Genomic DNA, 21,684 nt, shown 5'->3' on the forward strand with positions numbered 1-21,684 from the left:
TTTGGTATGCTAAGGATAAAATTGCCAAGCTGAAGAACCTGAATCAGGTGTTGTAAAGAGTGGTAAAATTTTCTCGCGACCACATTTATTCTAAACCACATCCTGCGTGAAAAATGACTTCTTCACGCAGGATCTAAGTAAGTATACAATTCTGCCAACAGGCTTCTAGGGGATATTGTCATGGAAGTTATTTCAAGTGATGTGGTGAAAAATATTTGCTTTGAAATGCGCAAATATCCAGAATCTCGTATGAGTCAAGAAGCCAGCCGTTTCCTTCGTCAGCAGCCTCAACTGGTTCAATTTCTTCAGGAATTTACTCAGGATTTTAAACTCGAAGTCCAGCAATTATCTCTTTATCTATCCTATTGGATTTGGAAGGCCTGTACGAAAGGTTGGGGGCGTAAAATGCCCCGCTTAGATTGGACGCTTTGTTATCACTGTTTCTTGAAAGAACGAGAAACATGGAAAGATCAAGAGACCTTGCTTTCCAGGAAAAGTACTCAACCTCATTTGATTCATTTTCTGGGTAACCTCATTCAAGAAGATCATTCGGATTTATTTAAAGAAGATGTTGGGAAAAGTTCTATTGTGTTGATTTTAAGATGTGTGATTGCAGCTTTTGAAAAGGCTGTAAGTCACGCCTAACTTTTGGTATCGAGGCTTAATCTTTTTTCTCCAAGCGTTTGAAGAATTCTTCGGGACTCATATTTTGGAGGTCCTTTTTGAACTTATCAACTTCCTCATCACTGATAGGTCGGTCAATTTTAGGGCATTTTTCTAGGACTTTTTCATCGATAAAAATAGGAGTATCGGAGCGTACGGCGATGGCGATCGCATCCGAGGGGCGTGCGTCAATTTCATAATGCCTTCCTTGAAATTCTAGCTCAATGATGGCAAAGTAGGTATTATCCTTAAGATCAGAAACGATGATTTTCTGAAACTTTACGTCAAACATTTTGAGTATATTTACAATGAGATCGTGGGTAATGGGGCGAGGTAACTCCGCTCCCTGAAGTTGTAAGGCAATAGAACTCCCTTCTGAGGCCCCAATCCAAATAGGAACAAGTCGCTGATCATCAATGGCTTCTAAGACCACGACATACTGGCCCATTTGCGCAATGAGCATCAGTGAATTAATTTTAGCTTTTTTCATTTTAACTGGGTCTTTCTAGCGATGATTCATATGTAACATAACATGACATCGATTTTAGAATAGATAAGTTTCACAGCTAATTCAAGGAATTTGTTTTGAGAGAGAGGAGAGGTTGTGAAAGGGACAAAAATTTTTTTGGTTCTTATTTTATTAGCGATGGTTTTTTCACCATTGGCAAGTTCTGAAGTTTTGGTCGATCACGTAGAAAATTTTTTGGGTGTTTCTCTAAAAATTCCCGTTTCATGGGAAGAAAAATCGTTTACGCGAGGTCAGACGGCTTTTTTCCCGACTCCCGTAGAAGGAAATTTTGTGATGGTCACTTTGCTGGGGCCTCAAAATGAAGATGATTCATCGGTTGATTTGGACTTTTCTCTTTCAGATTGGTTATGGGCAACCCATGAAAAAATAAAGGATTTATCTTACCATTCTACGAAGTTGAGCGGTCTTCCTGCTTATGAACTTGAATTTACCCTCTCTGAAGAAAAGATATTTCATGTTCATATGTTCTTTACCTCCGCCAATGAAAAAATTTATATGATTCGATATCAATCTTTGGAAGAGAATTTTGATGAATATGACAACCTCTTTCGCCACGAGATTGTTCCTTCCTTTAGAATTTTGGTGATCCAAACTTCAGAAGAAAAGTATGGTTTTCATGAAGTTCCTGAATATGGTTTTTCTTTTTATTATCCTTCCTCCTGGCGGGTGGTTCTTAAAAATGAAATTGAAAGAGCGATGCCTGTTTATCTTGATCCAAATCCAGCGAATAATTTGTATTTGGCATCCACGGCTCAAGAGAGCAGTCTTAATGTCCAAAGAATGGCTTATTCAGAAGGGATTGTGACAGGTAAGGTTGTTTCAACCGATATTCAACCGGATCCTTATTCAATTTTAGAGGTTGTGATTTTTGACATTGGGTATCGCTACGAACCTGCGGATCTGATTGAAGGATTTGTCCACAGTATTCGTACGGGGGCAAAGAAGGAACTCAATGGATTTCAACATTTGAGAATGCTGCCCATTGAAATTGGAGGGCATTTGGCCATGGAATATGTTTATACCTACGAGGATGAGGGAAGAGAATATAAGGAGGCCGTTCTCAAAAGATCAAGAAAGTTAGCCGATTTATGGTCTATTCGATTTTATTCAAAAGAGCTTTATCGCAATTTAGCTATTGCGTATTCTGATTTTTATAAATTGAGGCAAAAAAAGACTATTTATGTTGCTCAATATATTACTTTTGCAAATGATCGAGTCTATCAAATCCTATTTGCAGGTCCTGAGAAAAGTTTTTCTAAACATATCAAAGAAGTGGAGAGATTATTAAAACATTTTAGGTTTAGAAGCTAGACTAACAGACAACAGACAACAGACAACAGACAACAGACAACAGACAACAGACAACAGACAACAGACAACAGACAACAGACAACAGACAACAGACAACAGACAACAGACAACAGACAACAGACAACAGACAACAGACAACACAGAAGGATAGATTAGAGACTGTTTTTTAATTGCTAGTTTGTGGTCCCTGGTCTCGAGTCTGATTGTTTGTCTGCAATAGACGCATCCCGCCTAGCTCGCCGGCCATGGATTTTCCGAGGTCCGTCCACAGTGTTCCAGGGCCTGAGTGGGCGATGGCGATTTTAAGATTTGGAGGCAAAGAAGAGGCAAGGGTATAAAAAGAGTAGGAAGCGGGATCCTTAAAAACTTCAACCATCAGTTTAAAGCTTTCAGCTTGCGCTTCTCCAATCATTTGACTCACATCAGCATCAACTTTTCCAAGTTTACGGGTTGTATCAGCCTGAACGAAGGCTGTTTCTTTTTCGATTTCGGCGGCGAGTCGATCCGTTTGGGCATTGATTTTAGCCACTTCCTTGTCTTGTTCAGCCTTAATTTCAGCTTTTAGTTTTTCAGTTTCTTGTTGAATTTGTTCCCGCTTTTGGTCGATCAGGCTTCGCTCTGTATTAAGCTCGGCCAGCTTCTTTGCAGTATTCTGTTTTTCAATATTGGTTAAATTTCGTATTTGAGCAATGCTTGCGTCTTGAATGGGTTTAAGAATTTGGTCAGGAACAGTGACATGGCGAATCAATGCCGATAAAATTTCAATATTCTTTTCCTTGAGAACTCCTTCTAAACTTTGTGTAAAATCATCTTGAAATTTCTCTCGTCCTTCTCCTACGATAAAATCTCGTGCTCCGAAGCCGGAACCTTTGAGACGGGAGATAGAAAGAATTTGTGGGAGAATAATTTTGTCGATGACCGCTTGGAGGTCACCATATTTTGAAAAGGTAGCAGAAATATGTTCGGGAAGGAGTTCAAATTCAACCGTGGTATCCATTTTAATTTCAAAGCCATCCTTAGAAGGAAATTCAATATTTTTACCGCTTAAGATTTGAGACTGACCTTTTTCTGTCTCTTCCAGAAGTGAAATTTGATTAATACCAATCTCAACCACGTCAATTTTAAATTGCTTGGGATTGATATAATAGAGGCCGGGTTGTAAAACGTCCTTTCGAACACCGCGTTGTCCCACCTCTGCAAAAGTCCCTTCGATAGGGGCTTTGCCGTCCAGGGATGTAATCACGCCGACATAACCGATCGGAATGGTCAGGCTGTCTGCAAGATCAATATTGTATCCTTCAGGGTTGATTCGATATTTACCAGGCCCTAGAATTTTACGCCAAATCCCTTTTTGACCTTCATCGGCCAGGAATTCTCCCGGAAGAAGATCTTTGCCTACTTTGGAAGTAACAATCCCTATTTTTCCAGCAGGAATAGAGATAAGGGGGACAATTTTCCAATCATAGAAAACAGGATTTAAGAAATGTCGTCCTTCCGCCAATACATTTTCTTGAATTCCTCTTTGCCCTTTTCGGGCAAGAATTTGCCCTGGTTCTAATGGTTTTCCTATCTTGGCAATGACAATGGCCATGGAGTTTGGAGGAACAAAAAATCTACAGAATCCCCATTCCCAGACAAGCCAGGTTGCTAAGATTGCCCCTAAAATGCTAAGGATAGTTAAAGTTTTTTTCATTTTTGAATTTTCTCAGGCTCTTTAAGTAAACCAAAAATCAGTCATGAAAATGAGACGTTGTTACTGGCTATTCCCCTCCTTTGTACCCCAAAGGGGAGGAACTCAATTTTCATCCACTTGGGTGGACTGAAAGTTCATGATGACAAATATTAAATATCAAAATTTTGGTAGAAATTTATTTAGAAACCTCAAACGCTTTAAATTTTGAATTTGAATCTGTCATTTTGATGTTTGATTTTTGATATTTCATTTTCTTTCCTTGGAGTATTCTTCAAACATCTTTCCTAAACTTCCTTCCTCACTTGCGAAAATGAAGTGGAGTTTAGGGCCAAAATTTTTGACGAATGTATAATTTGCAAAATTCCATCCCGAACCGAAGGCATTGACATAATCTTGCATGACTTTTACATTGGCCAAGTTGGTTAAATGAATCACATCTCGTTTGGCCTGTCCTTGAGATATTTTTGCTTGGACCTTAAAGTCGGCGGCTTGGTTTCCAATTTTTGCTACCTCTAAGTCTTTATTGGCGGCTGTAAGCGCAACGGACTGGTTTTGCTCAATTTCAATGACGGCTTTAATCTTGATCGTCTCTTGCTCCACTTTTTCTTTATTTTGAATGGCCAATTCATCCTGTTTCGCAAGTTCAGCGGCGGATTGGGCCTCTAGAATTTGCTGCTCATATTTTTTCCGATCTTGAACAGCAATTTCTTTTTCCCGAATCGGAGAAGCAATTTCTTGAGGTGGGACAATGTTACGAATGAGGGTAGAAAGAATTTTAATGCCGCGTTCCTCACAGGTCTGCTGAAGATGCTGAAGAAGATTTTGTTGAAATTCTTGTCGTGTTAACCCTGAAATATATTCGGCTGCAGCTTTTTTCGATCCCTCAATTCTGCAGAACCCACGAGCTCGTGGCAAGATGATTTTATTTAAAATGTCTTCAAAATCGCCTACGCGCACCGTAATCATTGCAGCATTCTCTCTTTTAATAGCCCATTCGATGGTGCCTTCGACCGTGATATTAAATCCATCAAAAGAAAGAAAATTAATGGCGTCTTTTCCGCTAAAATCAAATCTTTGAGACTGAAGATTGACGGGGGTTACATTCACCAGGAATGGATTAAGATAGTAGGTGCCTGGGTCTAGGACTTCTGATTGAACGCCTTTTTCGCCAGGTCCCACCAAAAAGGTATTTTTAGAATTTGGTGGAGCACCATATAAAACATCTTTTCCTGTTCGTTGGGTTAGAATTCCGACGAAGCCTGGACGAACGCTAATGGCATCATAGAGAATGACTTGATAAGAATAGGGATTGATACGATATTTTCCGGGTGTAAGAATATCAGCGGTAATTCCTTTTTCATCTTTTTCAGCGATGACTTTTCCAGAAGGAAGATCATGACCATATTGGCAGACTAAAACTCCTAGTTTTCCCGCTGGAATATCTGTAATTTGTTCAATTTTCCAGTCCCAAGTATATGGATTTCGAAAATATCGGCCTTCAGAAAGAACATTGAGTTGAATTCCTTTTTGATTGGCTTTTTCGGCAATGATTTCCCCAGAAGGTAAATCTTGACCTGTTTTACGAATGAGAATACCCATCTGGCCTGAATGGACTTCAATTCTACAAAAAAACCAAATCCAAGCCAAAACTCCTAAAACGATCACGGGTGTAAGGCCAAGCACACTCAACCATTGTGATGAGGGAGGATGGTTTTTAGAGCCGATCGGCTCGATACGACCTATTTCGTCTTTATCGAATGGGCTAGACATTGTTTAAAGAAAGTTAAAAGTTGAGAATTAAAAGAGTCCACAGTCAACGGTCAATAGTCAATAGTCAACAGTTTAAAAGGAAGCATTCATATCTATGAACTGTCGACCGTTGACTGTGGACCAAAACAATTATACACATAAGTAAACTGATGTGTAAAAAAAAAAGCCCCGACATGAAGTCGGGGCTTTTTTCTAAAAAATCTTTCAAACTAGAACCGATAAAGAAGTTCCGTTGAAAGGGTGTTCATCGTGTCGGTTGCAGTGCTCCCATCAAGGAAAGGTGTAGCATCGGATTCATCATGCCGATACTCAAGTCTTCCCCATAGGCCTTCTACAATCATGTAAGCACCCGTTGCAGTGACTTCCCAAAGATCTTGAGTTGTCCCTGTTCTGGCTCCATCTTCATCAGAAAACCATTCACCTCTGAGGGCTGCATACATCCGCTCATTGATGTCATATTTTGCGATACCCGAAAAACCCTGCCATGCACCATCAAAACGGCTGACGACGATGCTGTTACCCAATGCATCTTCACCTATAACAGGGATAGAATCTTCAGAACCGTAGTCATAGTTCAAAAGAAAGGTCAACTGAGGAACAGGCTCAGGCTTGACAGTCAAAACGGCGTCAATAACCCATCGCATGTTGCTATTCTCATTTTCTTGTTCAGGGCCCACGATTCCGTTGATTCCCAATGTAAACCACTTCCAAGGACCGAGTGTTAAATTTCCTAGAAAAGTTTTTCCTTCATTGTTATCTTCAATATTATCCCACCCATTCACCACACCTGCAGTGAGGCTGACCATATCACAAAAGGTCTTGCTTCCTGTAATACCTGTGTGGGTGAAAGGAATAGCAAATCCAAACAAATAGGAACGAGAAAAGTTCCAATTGTCCCAAGGCTCAATCACTTCTGCGCCAAGAAGGGTCACAAATTTACCCGCTTTGAGGGAAACCCCTTCAATCCAAGGGAAATCATAGGTGATATAGGCTTGCCGAACATCGAGGTCATCCCTTGTTGTTCCTGCGGCCGTGATGACTTCGGCTGTTTCCAGGAAGGCCAAATCTACACGACCTCCTAGGCCGGTTTCTTGAGAATGTTTGGCTACTCCAATTTCAACCAGTTCAACATTGGCTGAATTAGCTGCAGTGTCAAACACTCGGAGAGCATTTTTGGAATCATCTGGAGCATCAAAATTCCATACGGAACTTGTGGAGATTCCACCACTGATTTCAATTCCACCCACAATTGGAGCAACAGCAGAAGCCTGAGCTGGCTTTTCTTCCGCAACTTGCGCTTCCAATTGCTTTACACGCTGTTCCAACCATTCAACCTTCTGTGAGACTGCCTCATCCGTCATTGCACTTTGAGCATGAATCGGACAATAAATAAGTGCCACAGAAGCCACCGAAACAACTGCTAAGAACTTTCTCATTACCCCCTCCTTAATTAATTTCATCATTAACTAACCTAACAACACATGTATTCGCCTCCAAATAGTAGAAGCAAAAAGCATGCCCAAAATAAAAACAAGATCACAGATCAATTTTTGCGAGTCAAACTCGTGTTAAAAATTGGTCATGCTGATCAAAATCAAATCGTTCAAACACGTTCACAACTAGACTTTGAACGGAGAAAAATTTAAGATAATCACTAAAAGAAATCAAGAAAATAATTTTAACTGTAAAGCCAATTTAGAAATGTCACCTTTCTACCAAAGTAGAAATGGACAAAGTTCGATAGATTTTTATTTTATTTAGACAGTGGATTTTTTACAATGGAGCTCATGTATTTGTCATTTTATGGTTTGACAGAAAATCCGTTCAACATTACCCCAGACCCAAGTTTCCTTTTCTTGAGCCGGAGGCATGAAGAGGCCCTTGCTGCTTTAACTTATGGGATTCATTCAAAAAAAGGGTTTATTGAGATGACGGGGGAGGTGGGATCAGGAAAGACGACGCTGTGTCGTTCTCTTCTCAATCGCCTGGACACTTCCGTTAAGACAGCATTAATTTTAAATCCTCACCTTTCAGATCTTCAAATGTTAAGAACGATTACAGAGGATTTTGGGATCAAGTTAAAGAGTCAGAATAAAAAAGATCTTTTTGATGGTCTGAATCAGTTTCTTTTAGAAGAGCTTTCATTGGGTCATAATGTTGTTTTAATTATTGATGAAGCGCAAAATTTGAGACCCGCACTTTTAGAGCAGGTTCGAATTTTATCGAATTTAGAAACGGATAAAGCAAAATTATTACAGATTATTTTAGTGGGACAACCTGAGCTTCATGAGATTTTATCTCGACCTTCTTTGAGACAACTTCGGCAACGAATTTCCGTTCGTTACCATTTAACTCCCTTAAGTCTTTCTGAAACGGATGAATATATTCAACATCGATTGAAGGTGGCAAGTGCAAATCTGTTTTTGAAATTTTATCCTGAGGCCGTGGAGTTGATTTTTCAATATTCTAAAGGAATTCCAAGATTAATTAATATTGTATGTGATCATGTGCTATTAGCAGGGTATGTGGCGCAAACTCTTGATATCACTCGTTTTCTGGTTCAAGAGTCGATTGAGGAAATTGAAGGGATGGTTAAAATATAAAGACAGGTCGAAGGTCGAAGGAAAAGAGGGACGATGGACGAGGGAAGCAAAAAGCTTAAAAACTGGTGACTGGAGAACAGGGATATGAGCATTATTAATGAGGCACTTAAGAAGGCGACAATCAAAGGGGAAGGTATCAAGGTTTCTCTTCCGGGAAGTCCTGTCACAAAGTTGAAAGAGAATATTTTGCAAAATAGGATTATCCAAGGGGAGAGGCCTTCTCTTGTTACAAGTCGTTCAAGATATTCTGGGATTCGAAGAATTTTCTTTTTTTTAGGGTTGTTTTGTTGTTTGGCTTTACTGGGATTCAGTTTAGGGTATTATCTTAAAGTCCATCCTTTGCAAGTCAAAGGACCTGTGACTCAAAAAAAAGACCCTCCATCTTCCGAAATAAAACTTCAGCCCATTTCTTCAGATTTGAAGTCTGTTCTTCCTCTTAGCATTGCTCAAACAGAAATTAAACAGGAATCAATGGAACCCGCTAAGAAAAGTTTTCTTTCGCCCAAAGAAAGGTCAAGAGATACAGAATTTTTTGTAAGTCTAGATTCTGAAAAAAAACATTCTTCCACGTCCCATCTTAAACAAAAATTTCCGAAAATAGAGCTTACAGGAATCATGATGGAGACTCCGCCTCAAGCGTTGGTCAATGGCCAATTTGTTGGGGAGGGGGATCGAGTGGCTGAGGGCGTTACGGTTCTCAAAATTGAAGCCGATCATGTGACGTTGAGTCGTAACGGCCATCCGTTTAAGAAATGGATCAATTGAAGGGTATTCTGTCACCTCGCCTGTCTCGCCTGTCGCCGGTCTCCTGTGGCCTGTCTCTGGCGACGGGTGACCGGCGACTGGTGACTGGTAATATGAATGATCATCCACTTGAAATTCCTTCAAAAAATTCTGAACTTCAATTTCAAAAGATTTTGGAATAGAGGCTTCATTGATTGAACAGGCTTTTCGCATTCTAAAAGAGAAAGGTGGAAGGTTCATTGGAATCCGTTTGCTTCTCCTCCCAACAGCTTCAAGATTTCTCCCGCGATGGTTTTCTAATTGTACGTGAAATGTTTTCTCATGGAGAAATTTCTAATTTGGTTTCTTGGACGGAGCTCTTGGAGAATTATCCAGAGGTGCCGGGTCAGCACATGATGTATTTTGAGAAAAGTCTTTTAAATCCTGAAAAAAGGATTTTGAATCGCATTGAGAATTTTATTCCCTATCACACTGGTTTTAGGGAGTTTTTTATAAAAGGGAAAATGCTTCAATCTGTTTCAGAGCTTTTCGGTGCTTCTGCTGTTCTTTTCAAGGATAAAATTAATTTTAAACTGCCGGGCGGGGATGGTTTTAAGCCTCATCAGGACCAGCAGGCGGGATGGAGTATTTACGCCTCTTTGTTTATAACGGTATTGGCTTGTATTGATGAGGCCACTCTGGAAAATGGTTGTCTAGAATTGGTTAAGGGTTTCCACAAAAAGGGATTGATCGGAAAAGAATGGCAACCTCTTTTAGAAGAAGAAATGGCCGCCATGACATTTGTTCCCTATCCGACTCAACCTGGAGATGTCATTTTTTTTGATTCGTATGTTCCTCATGCCTCAGGTCCCAATTTGTCTAAGAAAAAACGTCGGGTTCTTTATGTGACGTACAACCGTTTATCTGAAGGAAACCATCGGACTCGTTATTACGAAGATAAACGCAAAAATTACCCCCCGGATTGTGAAAGGATTCAAGGTAAAGAATATGTTTTTCGGGTTTAGTGATGGGTCATGACAACCGCAGTGGTTTTTTTTGAAAACGCTCAGTTATTAAGCGAGATTTTCTTAGGCCTTCCGCTTTGGAAACGGGCGATACTCACTTGCCAAAAAGTAGGCTTCAACCATTTTACATTGGTTGGAAAGGATAGGAAATTTTTAGATTCTGTTATTCTAGAGATCAGAAAAGACCGGCGTTTTCACGCTCATGTTGAGATTGCTGTGAGAGAGGAGAAAGAAATAAAAGGGGAGGGATCTATATCTGTGGATGCCTCGAGTGTTTTTACGGAGGATTTGATTTCTAAGGTTTTAGAAGGGAGGGAAGAAATCCCTCAACATTTCGTTATTCAAATTAAAACGCCTTCAGACTTTAAGAAGGCTCGAAAATACTTGTTTCGGTGGATGCGTTCAAGACAAGTCAGTTTTTTGGATCGCTGGATAAATTCAGCCGTCTCTTTACAGATCACGCGTTTTCTTCTTAAAACATCGCTGACGCCCAATCAAATCACTTTGTTGACCTTTCCTTTTGCTTGTTTGGCCTATTATTTTTTATCGCAAGGAAGTTACTGGAAAACACTTCTAGGGGTTGGAAATCTGGTGGCAACGGCCATTCTAGATTGCTGTGACGGAGAGGTGGCACGTCTCAAATTTCAAGTGTCCGTAGGGGGTGATCGACTTGATCTTGCGATGGATCATGGGGTCAATCTGGCGGCCTTTGCGGGCCTAACGATCGGTTATGCTCAGTCCCATCCTGAAATGGCCAAGGTGCTTTTTTGCTTTATCTTCTTGGGCTCTCTTTGGGTTTTCGCCGTAACCTATCTTCCCCATCCGAGCCAAAAAGGGGAGGCTTTTGAAGGAACGATTTTTAAAAAACTCATTATGCGTTTGATCAATCGGGATTTTATTTATTGTATTCTTGTTTTAGCTTTTTTTGGAAATGCTTATTGGTTTCTTTGGCTGGCCGCTATAGGTTCGAATGTTTTTGCTGGAATTCTTTCTTGGGCAAGATTTATAAAACATCACACAAGACCGTAGATTATCTTTTTCGCTGGTGTGGAATAAAAGTCGAGGTAGATTTGATGGTGGTTTGTAGATGGAATGTTTGTTGGAAAATTGGCGTGTGAGCCGAGTCTGCCTCCTCCCGCTTGGTACGTATCAATGCTGATACATTGCTGAGCGTAAATTATATTGAAAGCTTGAGGGAAATTTAATATATTGGCCAGACTATTACCCAATTCGAAACCTTTATTTTTTGAAGGAGGAAAGCAGTGAAAATGTCTAAATCATTTTTTCTCAGTTTGACCCTGGCGGGTTTATTGATCGATATCAGTGAGGCGGCAACGATTACGGGGAAGGTGAGCCTTGAGGGGATTCCTCCCACTCAAGAGGCCATTGAGATGGATGCGGATCCCGCTTGCAAAATGCAACATTCCGAAGATGTTTTTACAGAAAAAGTTGTGGTGAATGGAAATGGGACTTTAAAAAATGTGCTTATTTATGTCAAAGAAGGTTTAGGGGATAAAACCTTTCCTCTTCCGACTGAGCCAGTGACTTTGGATCAAAAGGGCTGTCAATATCATCCTCATATTTTTGGTGTGCGGGCGGGTCAGACTCTAAAGATTGTCAACAGCGATGACACTTTGCATAACGTTCACGGAAAGACTCGAACCGCCTCACTTTTTAATCTGGCCATGCCCTTTAAAGGGCTTGAGCTAGAACAAAAATTTGATCAAGCCGATATGGTAAAATTTGTATGCGAGGTTCATCCCTGGATGAATGCTTATGCAGGTGTTTTTAATCATCCTTTCTTCAGTGTCACAGGTGCTGAAGGGACTTTTGAATTAAAAAATTTGCCGGCAGGAACGTATGTGATCGAGGCTTGGCATGAGAAATTCGGAACGACCACGCAGAGTATAACTGTGGCCGAAGGCGATTCCAAAACAGTTGATTTTACCTTGAAAGCCGCGTAAGCAAGGCCAAATTTTCGATGAGTGCTAAAAGCTCAAAATTGAGGATAAGTTTGATCCTTAGTTTTGGGTTTTTTTGTCATTTCATTTTTCTCTGCTCTGGTTAATTAAATTGACCCGTCGTACTCTTTTTATTACAATGCAATACATGAACATTGTAATGGATGCGGACTGCCTGATTAAGCTAACCAAAGCAAAGTTGAAGGAGCTTGTCTGTAAAAATTTTAAGGTTGTTATTCCTCAGGTTGTAAAAGAAGAGGTCGTGGACCATGCTCTGGCTTATCCGGATGCCATGGTCATTCAAGAAAACTTAGAGAAGAATTTATTGACGATTTCAAAAGGTCCTGTTTCCTTAAAAAAAAGGGAAGAGGCTGTTCTAAAAATTTATCAGCGAGGGAAGTTTGATGCTATTGGAAGCGATGATAAAAGATTTATCAAGAAACTGCAGCTTCTCAATATTCCTTATATCCCCCCGGCCGTTTTTATTGTTCTTTTGGTCAAGCGAAGGCAAATCGCTTTGAAAGTTGCCCAGATATTTTTGGATGCTTTAGGTCCTTTGATCAGTGATGGTGAATATTACACAGTTCAGTGGATATTAAATGATGCAAGGAGGGTCTCATGAAAACAAAATCTTTAAGGTTGCCAAAAAGTATTATGTCAGCCGTGGAGCTTGTAGAAAAACAAGAAAAAATTGAAGAGTCAACGGCCATGAGAAAGCTTCTTAAGATTGGTTTTGAAACCTATGTCGGTCATCTCTATAAGCACGGTAAAATCTCACTTCGAGAGGCTGCACATTTATTGGGGGTAAATTTCATTGAAGTCATGGACTTGTTTTTAGATATGGGGATTAAAGGAAATCTTGAAGCCTCTGATGTGATTCTGTCTTTAGAGAAATTTTCTTAAACTTGATTTAATTTATCGGCACATAAGAAAACCGTTTAAATATGAAATTTACCCCCTTGTCCATACCGGATGTGATTTTAATCGAACCTAAAGTCTTGGGAGATGAACGAGGGTTTTTTTATGAATCCTATCGCGAGGATATTTTTTCTCAAAATGGAATTACAACTCGATTTGTTCAGGACAATCATAGTCAATCGATGAAAGGGGTTTTAAGGGGACTTCATTTTCAAATTCCTCCTCGGGCTCAGGCAAAGCTTGTTCGAGTCGTTCGAGGTGATGTTTTTGACGTGGCGGTCGATCTTAGGAAAAAATCTAAGACCTTTGGGAAGTATGTGAGTGAACATTTAAGTGAAACAAATAAGAAAATGATGTATATCCCTGAAGGATTTGCGCATGGCTTCTGTGTTTTAAAGGACGGTACAGAATTTCTTTATAAATGTTCAGATGTTTATTCCCCTCAGCATGAACACGGTTTAAGATGGAATGATCCTTCTATCAGGATACCGTGGCCGAAATTGGATATGGATTTTATTTTGTCTTCTAAAGATCAAACCTATCCTTCTCTAAAGGAACTGAAGGAAATTTTCGTATGATTCCCATTCTTCGTCTTCCAGAAGTTCAGTTTGCGATCGAGGCGGTTCGTCAGACATCGCTTCTGACAGAGGCTGTTCAGGGAGAAATGAAAGATGAGGATGCCCTAACCAAGTCAGATGACTCACCTGTAACGGTTGCAGATTTGGGTGCTCAGGCTGTGATTGCGGCCTTTTTAGAAAAGGCTTTTCCGAACGATATTCTTGTTGGAGAAGAGGATGCTGGAGTTTTACGTTCATCGAAGGGACGTTTGACGTTAGGGCGTGTCGTGAGATATGTTCAGGCCATTTTACCTCAAGCGACGGCGGAAGGAATTTGTGACTGGATTGATCGGGGGAAAGGCGAGCCTGGCAATAGATTTTGGACTGTGGACCCTATTGATGGAACAAAAGGTTTTTTACGTAAGGATCAATATGCCGTTGCTCTGGCTCTTTTAATCGATGGCAAGATTGAAGTTGGAGTTTTGGGTTGCCCTGTTTTGAGGGAAGCAAGATATCCAGAAATGGGTGGACCGGGATCCCTGGTTATCGCCGTTCGCGGAAAAGGTTCGTGGACCGCGCCGCTTAAAAAAGGAAATTCTTTTTCTCAACTTCATGTTTCTGACCATGCTTCTTTTCATGAATCAATTTTGGTTCGACCTTTTGATACGAGTCATACAAATTTGGAACTTATCGAAAAGTTTCAGCATTTACTTGGTATTGAAACTCCACCGGTGCTTTTAGACAGTCTTTCAAAGTATGCTGTGCTTGCTTCAGGAGGAGGGGATATTTATTTGAGACTCCTTTCTCCTCAAAAGATGAACTATAAAGAATGCATTTGGGATCAGGCTCCGGGCTCCATTATTTTGGAAGAGGCGGGAGGGAAGGTAACGGATTTAGATGGAAAACCCCTTGATTATACAACGGGAAGAAGGCTTCTCAAGAATCGAGGGGCCGTGTCTTCCAATGGGAAGCTTCATGCAATGGCGCTTGAGGTGTTGAGGAAATTGTTGTAAAAGAATCAATGACAAATATCAAAATCCAAATCTTATTTCTCCTTTTCCTCATTACCTTTTCCCAGACACAAGGATCTGTCGAAGATCTCATAAGCGAGGGCGACAAAGCCGATGAGAAATGGGATCATGCCAAAGCATTAGAACTTTATGAGAAGGCATTGTCGTTGGATTCTTCTAAAGCAGAAATTCTGTGGAGAATTTCTCGCGAATATTCTGATCTTGGGGCCGCTCTTACAGATTCTAAAGAACGCAAAGAAAAAGGTTATGATCAAAAGGGGGTTGATTTTTCACGAAAAGCGGTTGAGCTTGATCCTCAAAATCCAAAGGCACATTTATATTTGAGTATTGCTTTAGGAAGGTGGGCTTTGACTCAAGGTGCGAAAGAAAAAGTTTGTCTTTCGAAGGAGATTAAAGACGAGGCTCAAAGGACATTAGAGCTTGACCCGAATGAGCATGTAGCCTGGCACATCTTAGGATGTTGGAATCGTGAGATTGCTTCACTCAATTGGATTGAAAGAAAGTTTGCTGATCTTTTTTTTGGAGGAATTCCTAAGGAGGCGTCTCTGGAAGAATCTGTACGCTGCTTAAAGAAAGCCATTGAAATTCGGCCAGACGCGATCATACATCATCTCGAATTGGGGATCACTTATGAGAAATTAAATCAAACGAATCTTGCCAAGGAAGAATATGAAAAAGTTCTGAAACTTCCCATCTATGACAGTGAAGATCCCATTCACCAAAAAGAAGCGGGTGAGAGACTTAAAAGAATTGAAAAATGGGACTTAGATACTGGTAGGGTGTAGCAATCAAAAACGAGTGAGAGGCTACAGCATTGTGCTTAGCCCGCATTTCTCATCAGTTTTAAAAAAAGCGAAAATTTAAGTATTTTGGGGAAAAATATTCTGTAAAAATAAAAATCTGCGGATTTTTGTTTTTCATATGAGTCTAAAAACTAAAATTTAAAAAAAGAACCCGGAAATCACTATTTTTTTAGGCACCCTTGCCATCATCATTTTATTTTACTGCATGATCCACCTATACTGGCTCAGCCTGAAAACGATAAAGCCCTTATTCGAGCGAAAATCTGATAGAAAATATTTTGATAAGGATATCCACTGGCAAATGAAATCCAAACCCTCCGCAAACTGATCGTTACTTGTGCTCCCACTTTCAGAATCTTATACAGTAAAAATCTTCATACAAGCCCTTTGCATCCATCCCTGCGCCAATGAGGTCACCACAAAACGGGGATTCTCACCTTTCTCCAAATATTCTGCCTTGCCTATCACCCGCCTTTCACGACTCCAAGAATCTAATGTGCAATATTGAAAATCTACAAATCGTCTGGACGGTTTCATCGTTTGTTCATGTTCCTCCATCGCTTGTTTCATAGCCTCAGCCAACTCTTCTTTTAATCGCTCATTCTTGGCCAGCCCAAACACGTAATCTACCCCTGCGAGATCACACCAACCCATCAATTCTTCACGCGCAAAATCAGAATCTCCACGTAAAATAATCTTTACATTTTCCCACTTCTCCCGAATCTGTCCCACTATTCTCTCGACCTCCTCTTTTGATCCGTCACTAGCCCGGATTTCTCATCAGATTTCTTGAGCTCGACCGCCCGAGTCCGCTTTGGAGGGGAGGTTGCACGACCGAGGCCGTGTGAGGCGTACTTTACAGTACGTTGAGCAGGGCCGACCGAGTTTGCACCCAGAGACGAGGCAAAATTGGCGTTCTGAGTAGAAATTTGATGAAAAATGCGGGCTAGCTCGATTCCTTATTTTGTTCGGCTTGGGATCACAAAATTTAACGCGCCAAAAATTCTTTGTGATTTCTCACATTTTCAATTTGTAGCTTCCAGAAGCAGGCTTGGATGGATTTTTCTTTCTTTGGACTTGTCAAATAGATTTTTTAAAGTCCTTAAACCAATCTTCAATATATGATAAATTTTATCCATGGCCCATCCAATAAAGAAAGAACTTTTAAAGATCATTAAAAAGTTAGGTCCAAAGGAATGTGCGACACTGCTTGACTTTGCCTTCTTTCTCAAGACAAGACATGAGAGAGATCCCGACCAAGCCTATTTCTGGACAAAGAGGTGGCAAGAAATGGAGCGACAAGTGGGCCTGGATAAAGCCAAAGGCAGGATCATTGGAGTGGAACGGTGAAAGGACTTCTGAAGGCTTTAAAGAAAAAGCCTTAAAACGTTAGGCTAGTTTCTAGCTCAAGAAGAATATCACATAAAGTTATCTTTTGATCCAGTATTTAAAAGTGTGTTCTTTGGAAAGGGGAGTGGGTTTCCTCCGTAGGCGGACGGGCTGCTTTCCATGGAGTTCCATCAACGGCACATGTAGTTATAGTTCCTGTGGGATCGGTCGCGATGCATGGCTGATGCGAGAGGGAAAGTACTTGATATACTGTACATATTGATGTACGGTAATATGTACAGTAAGGAGGGACAGATGGAACAAGCTATCTCTATATCTGAAGCAAGGTCAAGGCTCCTAGAGCTTCCGAAGGCGTTTGCGAGAACCAAAGAAAGGCGGGCTCTGGCGCTCACACGTCGAGGAAAGCCCATCCTAGCCTTGATGAGCTGGGACCTCTATGAAAGCATCATAGAAACCTTGGATGTGGTGGGAGACCCTGAATTTATGAAAGGTCTTCGAAAGAGCCTTAAGGAATTGGATGAGGGCAAAATGATTCCCTGGGAAACCGTTAAACGAAACCTTAAATTGTGACCTACGCAATTAAGCTAACCCTCACCGCTCAAGCAATGCTCTATGACGTTCGGGATCGAAGGATTATGGGAAAAATACGGGATAGGATTGACGGTTTAGCTTATGAACCTGAGAAGCAAGGTAAAGCACTTGTTGGAGATTTATCGAGTTTTAGGCGACTTACAGCTCTTGGCCGGCGCTACCGGATCATTTATCGAGTGGATCGAGAGAAGCTCCGGGTGAATGTGGTCGGTGTTGGCATCAGAAAAGAGGGCGATAAGTCTGATATCTATCACTTGGCGAGAAAACTCATCAGACTGGGGATGACCCTATAACCTAAAAAAATTTTAGCTGTCCCGTCCCGAATATTGATGCAATCTCCTGTCGAAAATGATTTAGAGTGATCACACCACAATAAAAGCAAAAGAGACTGAGCAAAAAAACCTTCTATTGCTGGGCCTACTGTGCTAGACTTTTCTCGGTCAATTGATCGTCGGACAAAATTGCTCCCCGCTCGACTTGCCGAAAGGCCTCGGGCGGGGTACTGTTTTATACGCCTACCCTAGAAGCATAGATTTTTTTCAAAGTCCCTAACCAATCTTGAGTGTATGATAAATTTTGTTCATGGCCAATCCAATTTTGTTTGAGTTTAAAAAACTAGACAAACGTATTCTATTGTAATACATTTAAAACAAGGGTGGGGGACTAGGTGAAGATTGCAGAAATAGTTTGGGATGAAGATATATAGACGCGCATAATTAAACGGACATACGTTATAAAATGTGGTAGATTCTCAGTGGGAGGATTTATCATATGCGTTCTCGATTTCTCCAACTTCATCATCGGACCACAACCAAGCTGATCCGTGATAAAAAAGAAGCGGAAAAGGATGGCGCCTATCGGGTGGCCAAACGTATTCACGCAGTTCTGCTCAATGACGGCGGAAAAACCAGTGGAGAGATTGCTTCCCTCATTCAATCTCCCCGATCCTGCGTTTGTGAATGGTTAAGAAACTATGAGGAGTACGGGCATGAAAGTCTTCTTGAAGGACATCGCTCTGGCCGTCCTTCCAGACTCTTCGAAAATCACAAGACAACTCTGTGCGACATCATCGATAGCGGTCCTGTCGCTTATGGCTTTCTCTCAGGCGTTTGGACATCCCCCATGATCGCCCGCGTTATCCAAGAAGAGTAAGAAGGAAATTGAAGAAGCTTATGCCAAGCTCAAAGAACTCGACCGTGCGAAAACAGAGTTTTTTGCCAATGTTTCGCATGAGCTTCGTACGCCTCTTACATTAATATTGGCGCCGGTAGAGTCGCTCCTGAAAGAAAATGAGCTTAAACCCCATCAAGTGAAAAACTTAAATGTCATTTGCACGAACGCCCTACGCCTTCTCAAATTAATTAATCAACTCCTCGACCTCATTAAAATTGATGTAGGAAAACTGGAGCTTCACTTAAGCCATGTGAATGTGTATCATTTCTTGAAAGAGGTTGAAGATTCCATGTCGGCCTTGGCTGAGCAAAAAAATCTTAAACTTTCTTTTCAATGCGAAGAGTCACTCCAAGCCGAATTTGATCGCGACCAGATCGAAAAGGTCATTTTCAAGCTCGTCTACAACGCTGTGAAGTTTACTCACCCAGGAGGTTCGATTGAGGTAATAGCAAGACAAGTCGATGAGGAAGTGACGACTGAAGAAGAGAAAAGGACACCGTCCACACCCTTATGATGACTCCGCTCTGTGGAGTCTATGAGGTTTCACAGTTCTCAAAATCTAAAGTAATAAAAGGGATCACCCATTACCGATAACCTCGTTTTTAAGGATTTTATATGACCATTCTCATCAGTGGTTCGACGGGTTTTATTGGTTCAGCCCTGACTCATCATTTGAGATCTCTTGGGCATTTCCTTCTTCGTTTGGTTCGTTCTACTTCGTCTTCCTCCTCTGAAATTTATTGGGATCCTGAAAAGAAAATTCTTGATGTTTCAAGGCTTGAGGGGATCGAAGTGGTGATTCATCTGGCGGGTGAGAATGTTGCGACAGGGCGTTGGACAAAAGATAAGAAGCGAAAAATTCTGGAGAGCCGTGTCAAGGGGACAACATTTCTTTGCGATTCACTCGCTCAACTTTCAAAAAGACCGAAAGCGCTCGTCTCTGCTTCAGCGATCGGTTATTATGGGGAACGGGGAGAAGAATTTTTAACTGAAGAAAGCCCGCCGGGACGTGGTTTCTTGGCGGAAGTTTGTCAAGCATGGGAGGCGGCAACAGAAGGCGCTAAAAGGGTAGGGATACGTGTGGTCCATGTTAGAATCGGAATGGTGCTCAGTCCCAAAGGTGGGGCGCTTCAAAAGATGCTTTTTCCTTTTAAGCTGGGATTAGGAGGAAAGATAGGGACAGGGAATCAGTTTGTGAGCTGGATTACTTTGGATGATCTTTTAAATATATTTTTACATTGTATTTCGAGAAATGAGCTTCAGGGGGCGGTGAACGGGGTTACTCCAAATCCAGTGACTCAAAGTCAATTTGCGAATAGTCTTGGAAAGGTTTTAAAACGTCCGGCTGTTTTTCCCATGCCGGCTTTTGTGGCTCGATTGCTTTTAGGAGAGCTTGCCGATACGCTTCTTTTGGCCAGTACACGTGTAAAGCCTCTAAGGCTTTTGGAAACGAATTTCAAATTTCATTTTCCTGAATTGGAAGAGGCGCTGAGGCATTTACTGCTAAAAACAAGTTCAAAGTTCAAAGATTCATGCGATTAAGGGTTAGGTTGGGTTTTGTTTTTTCTTTGAACCTTAAACTTTGAACTTTGAACTGTTTTCTAAAAAGGAGATTTATGAAATCATCTGTAAAATTTTTGACAATTTTTTTGGGGGTGGTGGGATGCTTTTGGATGGAAGAGGGAACAAATTCAATTTTTTCGAAAGAAGTTTCTGCTTCCCGAAAAATTGAAAATACGGATATCCCTGTCAAGACCGTTACTTTATTTTCAAGTCGGGTAGGCTATTTTGAGCATGGGGGAGAGGTCCACGGAAATGCGGCCTCTGAGCTTCGTTTTAAAACGGATCAAATTAATGACCTAAAACCTGCGTGAAAAGTAACATTTTTCAAGCAAGGGGGACAAGTTTTTTGATTTTGTTGAGCGCAAATTCGAACGTCTTTTTATTGGGACTGTTCTTTGGAAATTTGAGAGTGGGGACATTATTTGTATGCACCAATTCCCCCGGCATCATAAAAAGCTGATGACGCAATTTTGGTAGTGTGAATGATTGCCAATCATCCGGCAAGCAAAGTCTCTTGAACCATGTAATCACTTAGATCCTGCGTGATTTAATCACCACTTAGCTTGAATAATACCATTCCGACGTATTTTTAGCGACTTTCCATACTTGCGCAAAAACCGTCCATAATGTACGCTTTTTGCGTATGGCCTATGGTGCTAAAAAAGTACAGATAAAATTCAATTCCAATCGCCTCACTCATTTTGGCGGCGTCTATCTTTTCCACCTATTTTTAAAACAGATTGGATGGCGTCACCTGATTGGGCGTACGCTCAAATTTGAGCAGCGCAATTCTCTGTATACGATTTCTGAACAAATATTTTCTCTGCTCTATCCAATCATCCTTGGCTTAAGCCGTATCGAGATTTCCAAGAAAAAACTCCTCGTTGATATGGATTCAACGGTCTGTACGATTTACGGTCATCAAGAGGGAGCGCTGAAGGGCTACAACCCGCGAGCGCGCGGACGCCGATCGTACCACCCCTTGTTCTGCTTTGAAAGCATGAGTGGCACGAGCTTGCTCGGAACACTGCGTCAGGGCAATGCGTATACCTCTCTTGGTGCGTTCGAATATCTAGTGCAGTTCTTTCACAACTATCCAAGTAGTGAATATTCGGTTCGATTCCGAGGCGATTCTGGTTTTTACGACAAGGATATTGTGGCTCTTTTGAGCCAAAACAAGGCTGATTTTGCCATCGTTGCCGATATGACGGGTCCGCTTAAACAATTGGTAACTGGTCTGGCATATTGTCCGGCGAGTGGAACGGACAACCGTTACAGCTTTGCCGAAACAACCTACCAGCCAGCCAAGTGGGGCAAACCCTATCGCTATTGCATCATTAGGAAAAAACTGGAGCCGGAAGAATCTGACCAGGCTACTCTGTTTACTGTCAACGCCTACAGCTACTCTGCCATCGTGACC

26 protein-coding genes are annotated in these 21,684 nt (G+C 41.2%); 20 read left to right on the top strand and 6 right to left on the bottom strand.

The window, feature by feature from the left end:
• The first annotated feature begins 180 nt into the window (after positions 1–180).
• Positions 181–645 carry a hypothetical protein gene (locus HYS07_06355; GenBank protein ID MBI1870795.1) on the top strand — a complete coding sequence of 155 codons (465 nt, stop codon included), beginning with the start codon at positions 181–183 and terminating at the stop codon, positions 643–645.
• Positions 646–661: 16 nt separating this feature from the next.
• Here the strand turns inward: HYS07_06355 and HYS07_06360 are convergent, their stop codons facing one another.
• Positions 662–1,153, bottom strand: coding sequence for a bifunctional nuclease family protein (locus tag HYS07_06360; protein ID MBI1870796.1), 492 nt, complete (start codon positions 1,151–1,153; stop codon positions 662–664).
• A gap of 114 nt (positions 1,154–1,267) precedes the next feature.
• Between HYS07_06360 and HYS07_06365 the strand changes: the two genes are divergently transcribed.
• A complete protein-coding gene (locus HYS07_06365) occupies positions 1,268–2,503 on the top strand; it encodes a hypothetical protein (GenBank protein ID MBI1870797.1) in 1,236 nt (411 codons plus the stop codon).
• A 166-nt stretch (positions 2,504–2,669) separates the two neighbouring features.
• On the opposite strand, the gene HYS07_06370 is transcribed toward HYS07_06365, so the two are convergent.
• The 3 genes from HYS07_06370 to HYS07_06380 all read right to left on the bottom strand — a co-directional run bounded on the left by HYS07_06370 (position 2,670) and on the right by HYS07_06380 (position 7,402).
• A complete protein-coding gene (locus HYS07_06370; GenBank protein MBI1870798.1) occupies positions 2,670–4,196 on the bottom strand; it encodes a hypothetical protein in 1,527 nt (508 codons plus the stop codon).
• A gap of 246 nt (positions 4,197–4,442) precedes the next feature.
• Positions 4,443–5,966: a hypothetical protein gene (locus tag HYS07_06375; GenBank protein ID MBI1870799.1), complete on the bottom strand. Its 1,524-nt coding sequence runs from the start codon at positions 5,964–5,966 to the stop codon at positions 4,443–4,445.
• Between the two features lie 209 nt (positions 5,967–6,175).
• Positions 6,176–7,402 (bottom strand): porin, encoded by a 1,227-nt coding sequence (locus HYS07_06380; GenBank protein ID MBI1870800.1) that lies wholly within the window; start codon positions 7,400–7,402, stop codon positions 6,176–6,178.
• Between the two features lie 351 nt (positions 7,403–7,753).
• On the opposite strand from HYS07_06380, the gene HYS07_06385 reads away from it, so the two are divergent.
• The 10 genes from HYS07_06385 (at position 7,754) to HYS07_06430 (ending at position 15,569) form a co-directional block, all read left to right on the top strand.
• Complete coding sequence (locus tag HYS07_06385; protein ID MBI1870801.1) at positions 7,754–8,569, top strand: AAA family ATPase; 816 nt, start codon at positions 7,754–7,756, stop codon at positions 8,567–8,569.
• 84 nt (positions 8,570–8,653) lie between these two features.
• Positions 8,654–9,334, top strand: coding sequence for a general secretion pathway protein GspB (locus tag HYS07_06390; GenBank protein MBI1870802.1), 681 nt, complete (start codon positions 8,654–8,656; stop codon positions 9,332–9,334).
• Positions 9,335–9,624: 290 nt separating this feature from the next.
• Positions 9,625–10,317 carry a phytanoyl-CoA dioxygenase family protein gene (locus tag HYS07_06395; protein MBI1870803.1) on the top strand — a complete coding sequence of 231 codons (693 nt, stop codon included), beginning with the start codon at positions 9,625–9,627 and terminating at the stop codon, positions 10,315–10,317.
• Between the two features lie 9 nt (positions 10,318–10,326).
• Positions 10,327–11,346: a CDP-alcohol phosphatidyltransferase family protein gene (locus HYS07_06400; protein ID MBI1870804.1), complete on the top strand. Its 1,020-nt coding sequence runs from the start codon at positions 10,327–10,329 to the stop codon at positions 11,344–11,346.
• Between the two features lie 239 nt (positions 11,347–11,585).
• Positions 11,586–12,281: a carboxypeptidase regulatory-like domain-containing protein gene (locus tag HYS07_06405; protein MBI1870805.1), complete on the top strand. Its 696-nt coding sequence runs from the start codon at positions 11,586–11,588 to the stop codon at positions 12,279–12,281.
• Between the two features lie 145 nt (positions 12,282–12,426).
• Positions 12,427–12,900 (top strand): hypothetical protein, encoded by a 474-nt coding sequence (locus tag HYS07_06410; GenBank protein MBI1870806.1) that lies wholly within the window; start codon positions 12,427–12,429, stop codon positions 12,898–12,900.
• On the top strand, positions 12,897–13,181 hold the full coding sequence (locus HYS07_06415) for a UPF0175 family protein (GenBank protein ID MBI1870807.1): 285 nt from the start codon (positions 12,897–12,899) through the stop codon (positions 13,179–13,181). Before HYS07_06410 ends, HYS07_06415 begins: the two co-directional genes overlap by 4 nt.
• Before the next feature lie 41 nt (positions 13,182–13,222).
• The gene (gene rfbC, locus HYS07_06420) at positions 13,223–13,774 is read left to right on the top strand and encodes a dTDP-4-dehydrorhamnose 3,5-epimerase (protein MBI1870808.1); all 552 of its coding nucleotides are present in this window, start codon (positions 13,223–13,225) and stop codon (positions 13,772–13,774) included.
• Entirely contained in the window at positions 13,771–14,766 is a 996-nt protein-coding gene (locus HYS07_06425) for a 3'(2'),5'-bisphosphate nucleotidase (protein ID MBI1870809.1), read from the top strand. Before rfbC ends, HYS07_06425 begins: the two co-directional genes overlap by 4 nt.
• 8 nt (positions 14,767–14,774) lie before the next feature.
• The gene (locus tag HYS07_06430) at positions 14,775–15,569 is read left to right on the top strand and encodes a hypothetical protein (protein ID MBI1870810.1); all 795 of its coding nucleotides are present in this window, start codon (positions 14,775–14,777) and stop codon (positions 15,567–15,569) included.
• A 242-nt stretch (positions 15,570–15,811) separates the two neighbouring features.
• Here the strand turns inward: HYS07_06430 and HYS07_06435 are convergent, their stop codons facing one another.
• Both HYS07_06435 and HYS07_06440 read right to left on the bottom strand, forming a co-directional pair.
• A complete protein-coding gene (locus HYS07_06435; GenBank protein ID MBI1870811.1) occupies positions 15,812–15,934 on the bottom strand; it encodes a hypothetical protein in 123 nt (40 codons plus the stop codon).
• A gap of 10 nt (positions 15,935–15,944) precedes the next feature.
• Positions 15,945–16,319: a transposase gene (locus HYS07_06440; GenBank protein ID MBI1870812.1), complete on the bottom strand. Its 375-nt coding sequence runs from the start codon at positions 16,317–16,319 to the stop codon at positions 15,945–15,947.
• Between the two features lie 405 nt (positions 16,320–16,724).
• On the opposite strand from HYS07_06440, the gene HYS07_06445 reads away from it, so the two are divergent.
• The 8 genes from HYS07_06445 to HYS07_06480 form a co-directional block, all read left to right on the top strand.
• Positions 16,725–16,937: a hypothetical protein gene (locus HYS07_06445; GenBank protein MBI1870813.1), complete on the top strand. Its 213-nt coding sequence runs from the start codon at positions 16,725–16,727 to the stop codon at positions 16,935–16,937.
• Between the two features lie 294 nt (positions 16,938–17,231).
• The gene (locus tag HYS07_06450) at positions 17,232–17,507 is read left to right on the top strand and encodes a type II toxin-antitoxin system Phd/YefM family antitoxin (GenBank protein MBI1870814.1); all 276 of its coding nucleotides are present in this window, start codon (positions 17,232–17,234) and stop codon (positions 17,505–17,507) included.
• The gene (locus tag HYS07_06455) at positions 17,504–17,821 is read left to right on the top strand and encodes a type II toxin-antitoxin system RelE/ParE family toxin (protein ID MBI1870815.1); all 318 of its coding nucleotides are present in this window, start codon (positions 17,504–17,506) and stop codon (positions 17,819–17,821) included. Before HYS07_06450 ends, HYS07_06455 begins: the two co-directional genes overlap by 4 nt.
• Positions 17,822–18,299: 478 nt before the next feature.
• Positions 18,300–18,680: a helix-turn-helix domain-containing protein gene (locus tag HYS07_06460; protein MBI1870816.1), complete on the top strand. Its 381-nt coding sequence runs from the start codon at positions 18,300–18,302 to the stop codon at positions 18,678–18,680.
• A 7-nt stretch (positions 18,681–18,687) separates the two neighbouring features.
• Positions 18,688–19,215, top strand: coding sequence for a hypothetical protein (locus HYS07_06465; GenBank protein MBI1870817.1), 528 nt, complete (start codon positions 18,688–18,690; stop codon positions 19,213–19,215).
• Positions 19,216–19,316: 101 nt separating this feature from the next.
• Complete coding sequence (locus HYS07_06470) at positions 19,317–20,243, top strand: TIGR01777 family protein (protein MBI1870818.1); 927 nt, start codon at positions 19,317–19,319, stop codon at positions 20,241–20,243.
• A 74-nt stretch (positions 20,244–20,317) separates the two neighbouring features.
• Positions 20,318–20,575: a hypothetical protein gene (locus tag HYS07_06475; protein MBI1870819.1), complete on the top strand. Its 258-nt coding sequence runs from the start codon at positions 20,318–20,320 to the stop codon at positions 20,573–20,575.
• 332 nt (positions 20,576–20,907) lie between these two features.
• A partial coding sequence (locus HYS07_06480; protein MBI1870820.1) for a transposase occupies positions 20,908–21,684 on the top strand: 777 nt, incomplete at its 3' end.

The organism is Chlamydiota bacterium (genome assembly GCA_016178055.1).
GTDB lineage: Bacteria > Auribacterota > JACPWU01 > JACPWU01 > JACPWU01 > JACOUC01.

Bases quoted from the DNA above. Each gene is read 5' to 3' on its own strand.
- HYS07_06475 (MBI1870819.1), top strand. From the start codon at position 20,318: ATGAAATCATCTGTAAAATTTTTGACAATTTTTTTGGGGGTGGTGGGA.
- HYS07_06380 (MBI1870800.1), bottom strand. From the start codon at position 7,402: ATGAGAAAGTTCTTAGCAGTTGTTTCGGTGGCTTCTGTGGCACTTATT.
- HYS07_06360 (MBI1870796.1), bottom strand. From the start codon at position 1,153: ATGAAAAAAGCTAAAATTAATTCACTGATGCTCATTGCGCAAATGGGC.
- HYS07_06375 (MBI1870799.1), bottom strand. From the start codon at position 5,966: ATGTCTAGCCCATTCGATAAAGACGAAATAGGTCGTATCGAGCCGATC.
- HYS07_06410 (MBI1870806.1), top strand. From the start codon at position 12,427: ATGAACATTGTAATGGATGCGGACTGCCTGATTAAGCTAACCAAAGCA.
- HYS07_06390 (MBI1870802.1), top strand. From the start codon at position 8,654: ATGAGCATTATTAATGAGGCACTTAAGAAGGCGACAATCAAAGGGGAA.
- HYS07_06395 (MBI1870803.1), top strand. From the start codon at position 9,625: ATGTTTTCTCATGGAGAAATTTCTAATTTGGTTTCTTGGACGGAGCTC.
- HYS07_06430 (MBI1870810.1), top strand. From the start codon at position 14,775: ATGACAAATATCAAAATCCAAATCTTATTTCTCCTTTTCCTCATTACC.
- rfbC (MBI1870808.1), top strand. From the start codon at position 13,223: ATGAAATTTACCCCCTTGTCCATACCGGATGTGATTTTAATCGAACCT.
- HYS07_06425 (MBI1870809.1), top strand. From the start codon at position 13,771: ATGATTCCCATTCTTCGTCTTCCAGAAGTTCAGTTTGCGATCGAGGCG.
- HYS07_06470 (MBI1870818.1), top strand. From the start codon at position 19,317: ATGACCATTCTCATCAGTGGTTCGACGGGTTTTATTGGTTCAGCCCTG.
- HYS07_06370 (MBI1870798.1), bottom strand. From the start codon at position 4,196: ATGAAAAAAACTTTAACTATCCTTAGCATTTTAGGGGCAATCTTAGCA.
- HYS07_06385 (MBI1870801.1), top strand. From the start codon at position 7,754: ATGTATTTGTCATTTTATGGTTTGACAGAAAATCCGTTCAACATTACC.
- HYS07_06460 (MBI1870816.1), top strand. From the start codon at position 18,300: ATGCGTTCTCGATTTCTCCAACTTCATCATCGGACCACAACCAAGCTG.
- HYS07_06400 (MBI1870804.1), top strand. From the start codon at position 10,327: ATGACAACCGCAGTGGTTTTTTTTGAAAACGCTCAGTTATTAAGCGAG.
- HYS07_06405 (MBI1870805.1), top strand. From the start codon at position 11,586: ATGTCTAAATCATTTTTTCTCAGTTTGACCCTGGCGGGTTTATTGATC.
- HYS07_06450 (MBI1870814.1), top strand. From the start codon at position 17,232: ATGGAACAAGCTATCTCTATATCTGAAGCAAGGTCAAGGCTCCTAGAG.
- HYS07_06355 (MBI1870795.1), top strand. From the start codon at position 181: ATGGAAGTTATTTCAAGTGATGTGGTGAAAAATATTTGCTTTGAAATG.
- HYS07_06415 (MBI1870807.1), top strand. From the start codon at position 12,897: ATGAAAACAAAATCTTTAAGGTTGCCAAAAAGTATTATGTCAGCCGTG.
- HYS07_06445 (MBI1870813.1), top strand. From the start codon at position 16,725: ATGGCCCATCCAATAAAGAAAGAACTTTTAAAGATCATTAAAAAGTTA.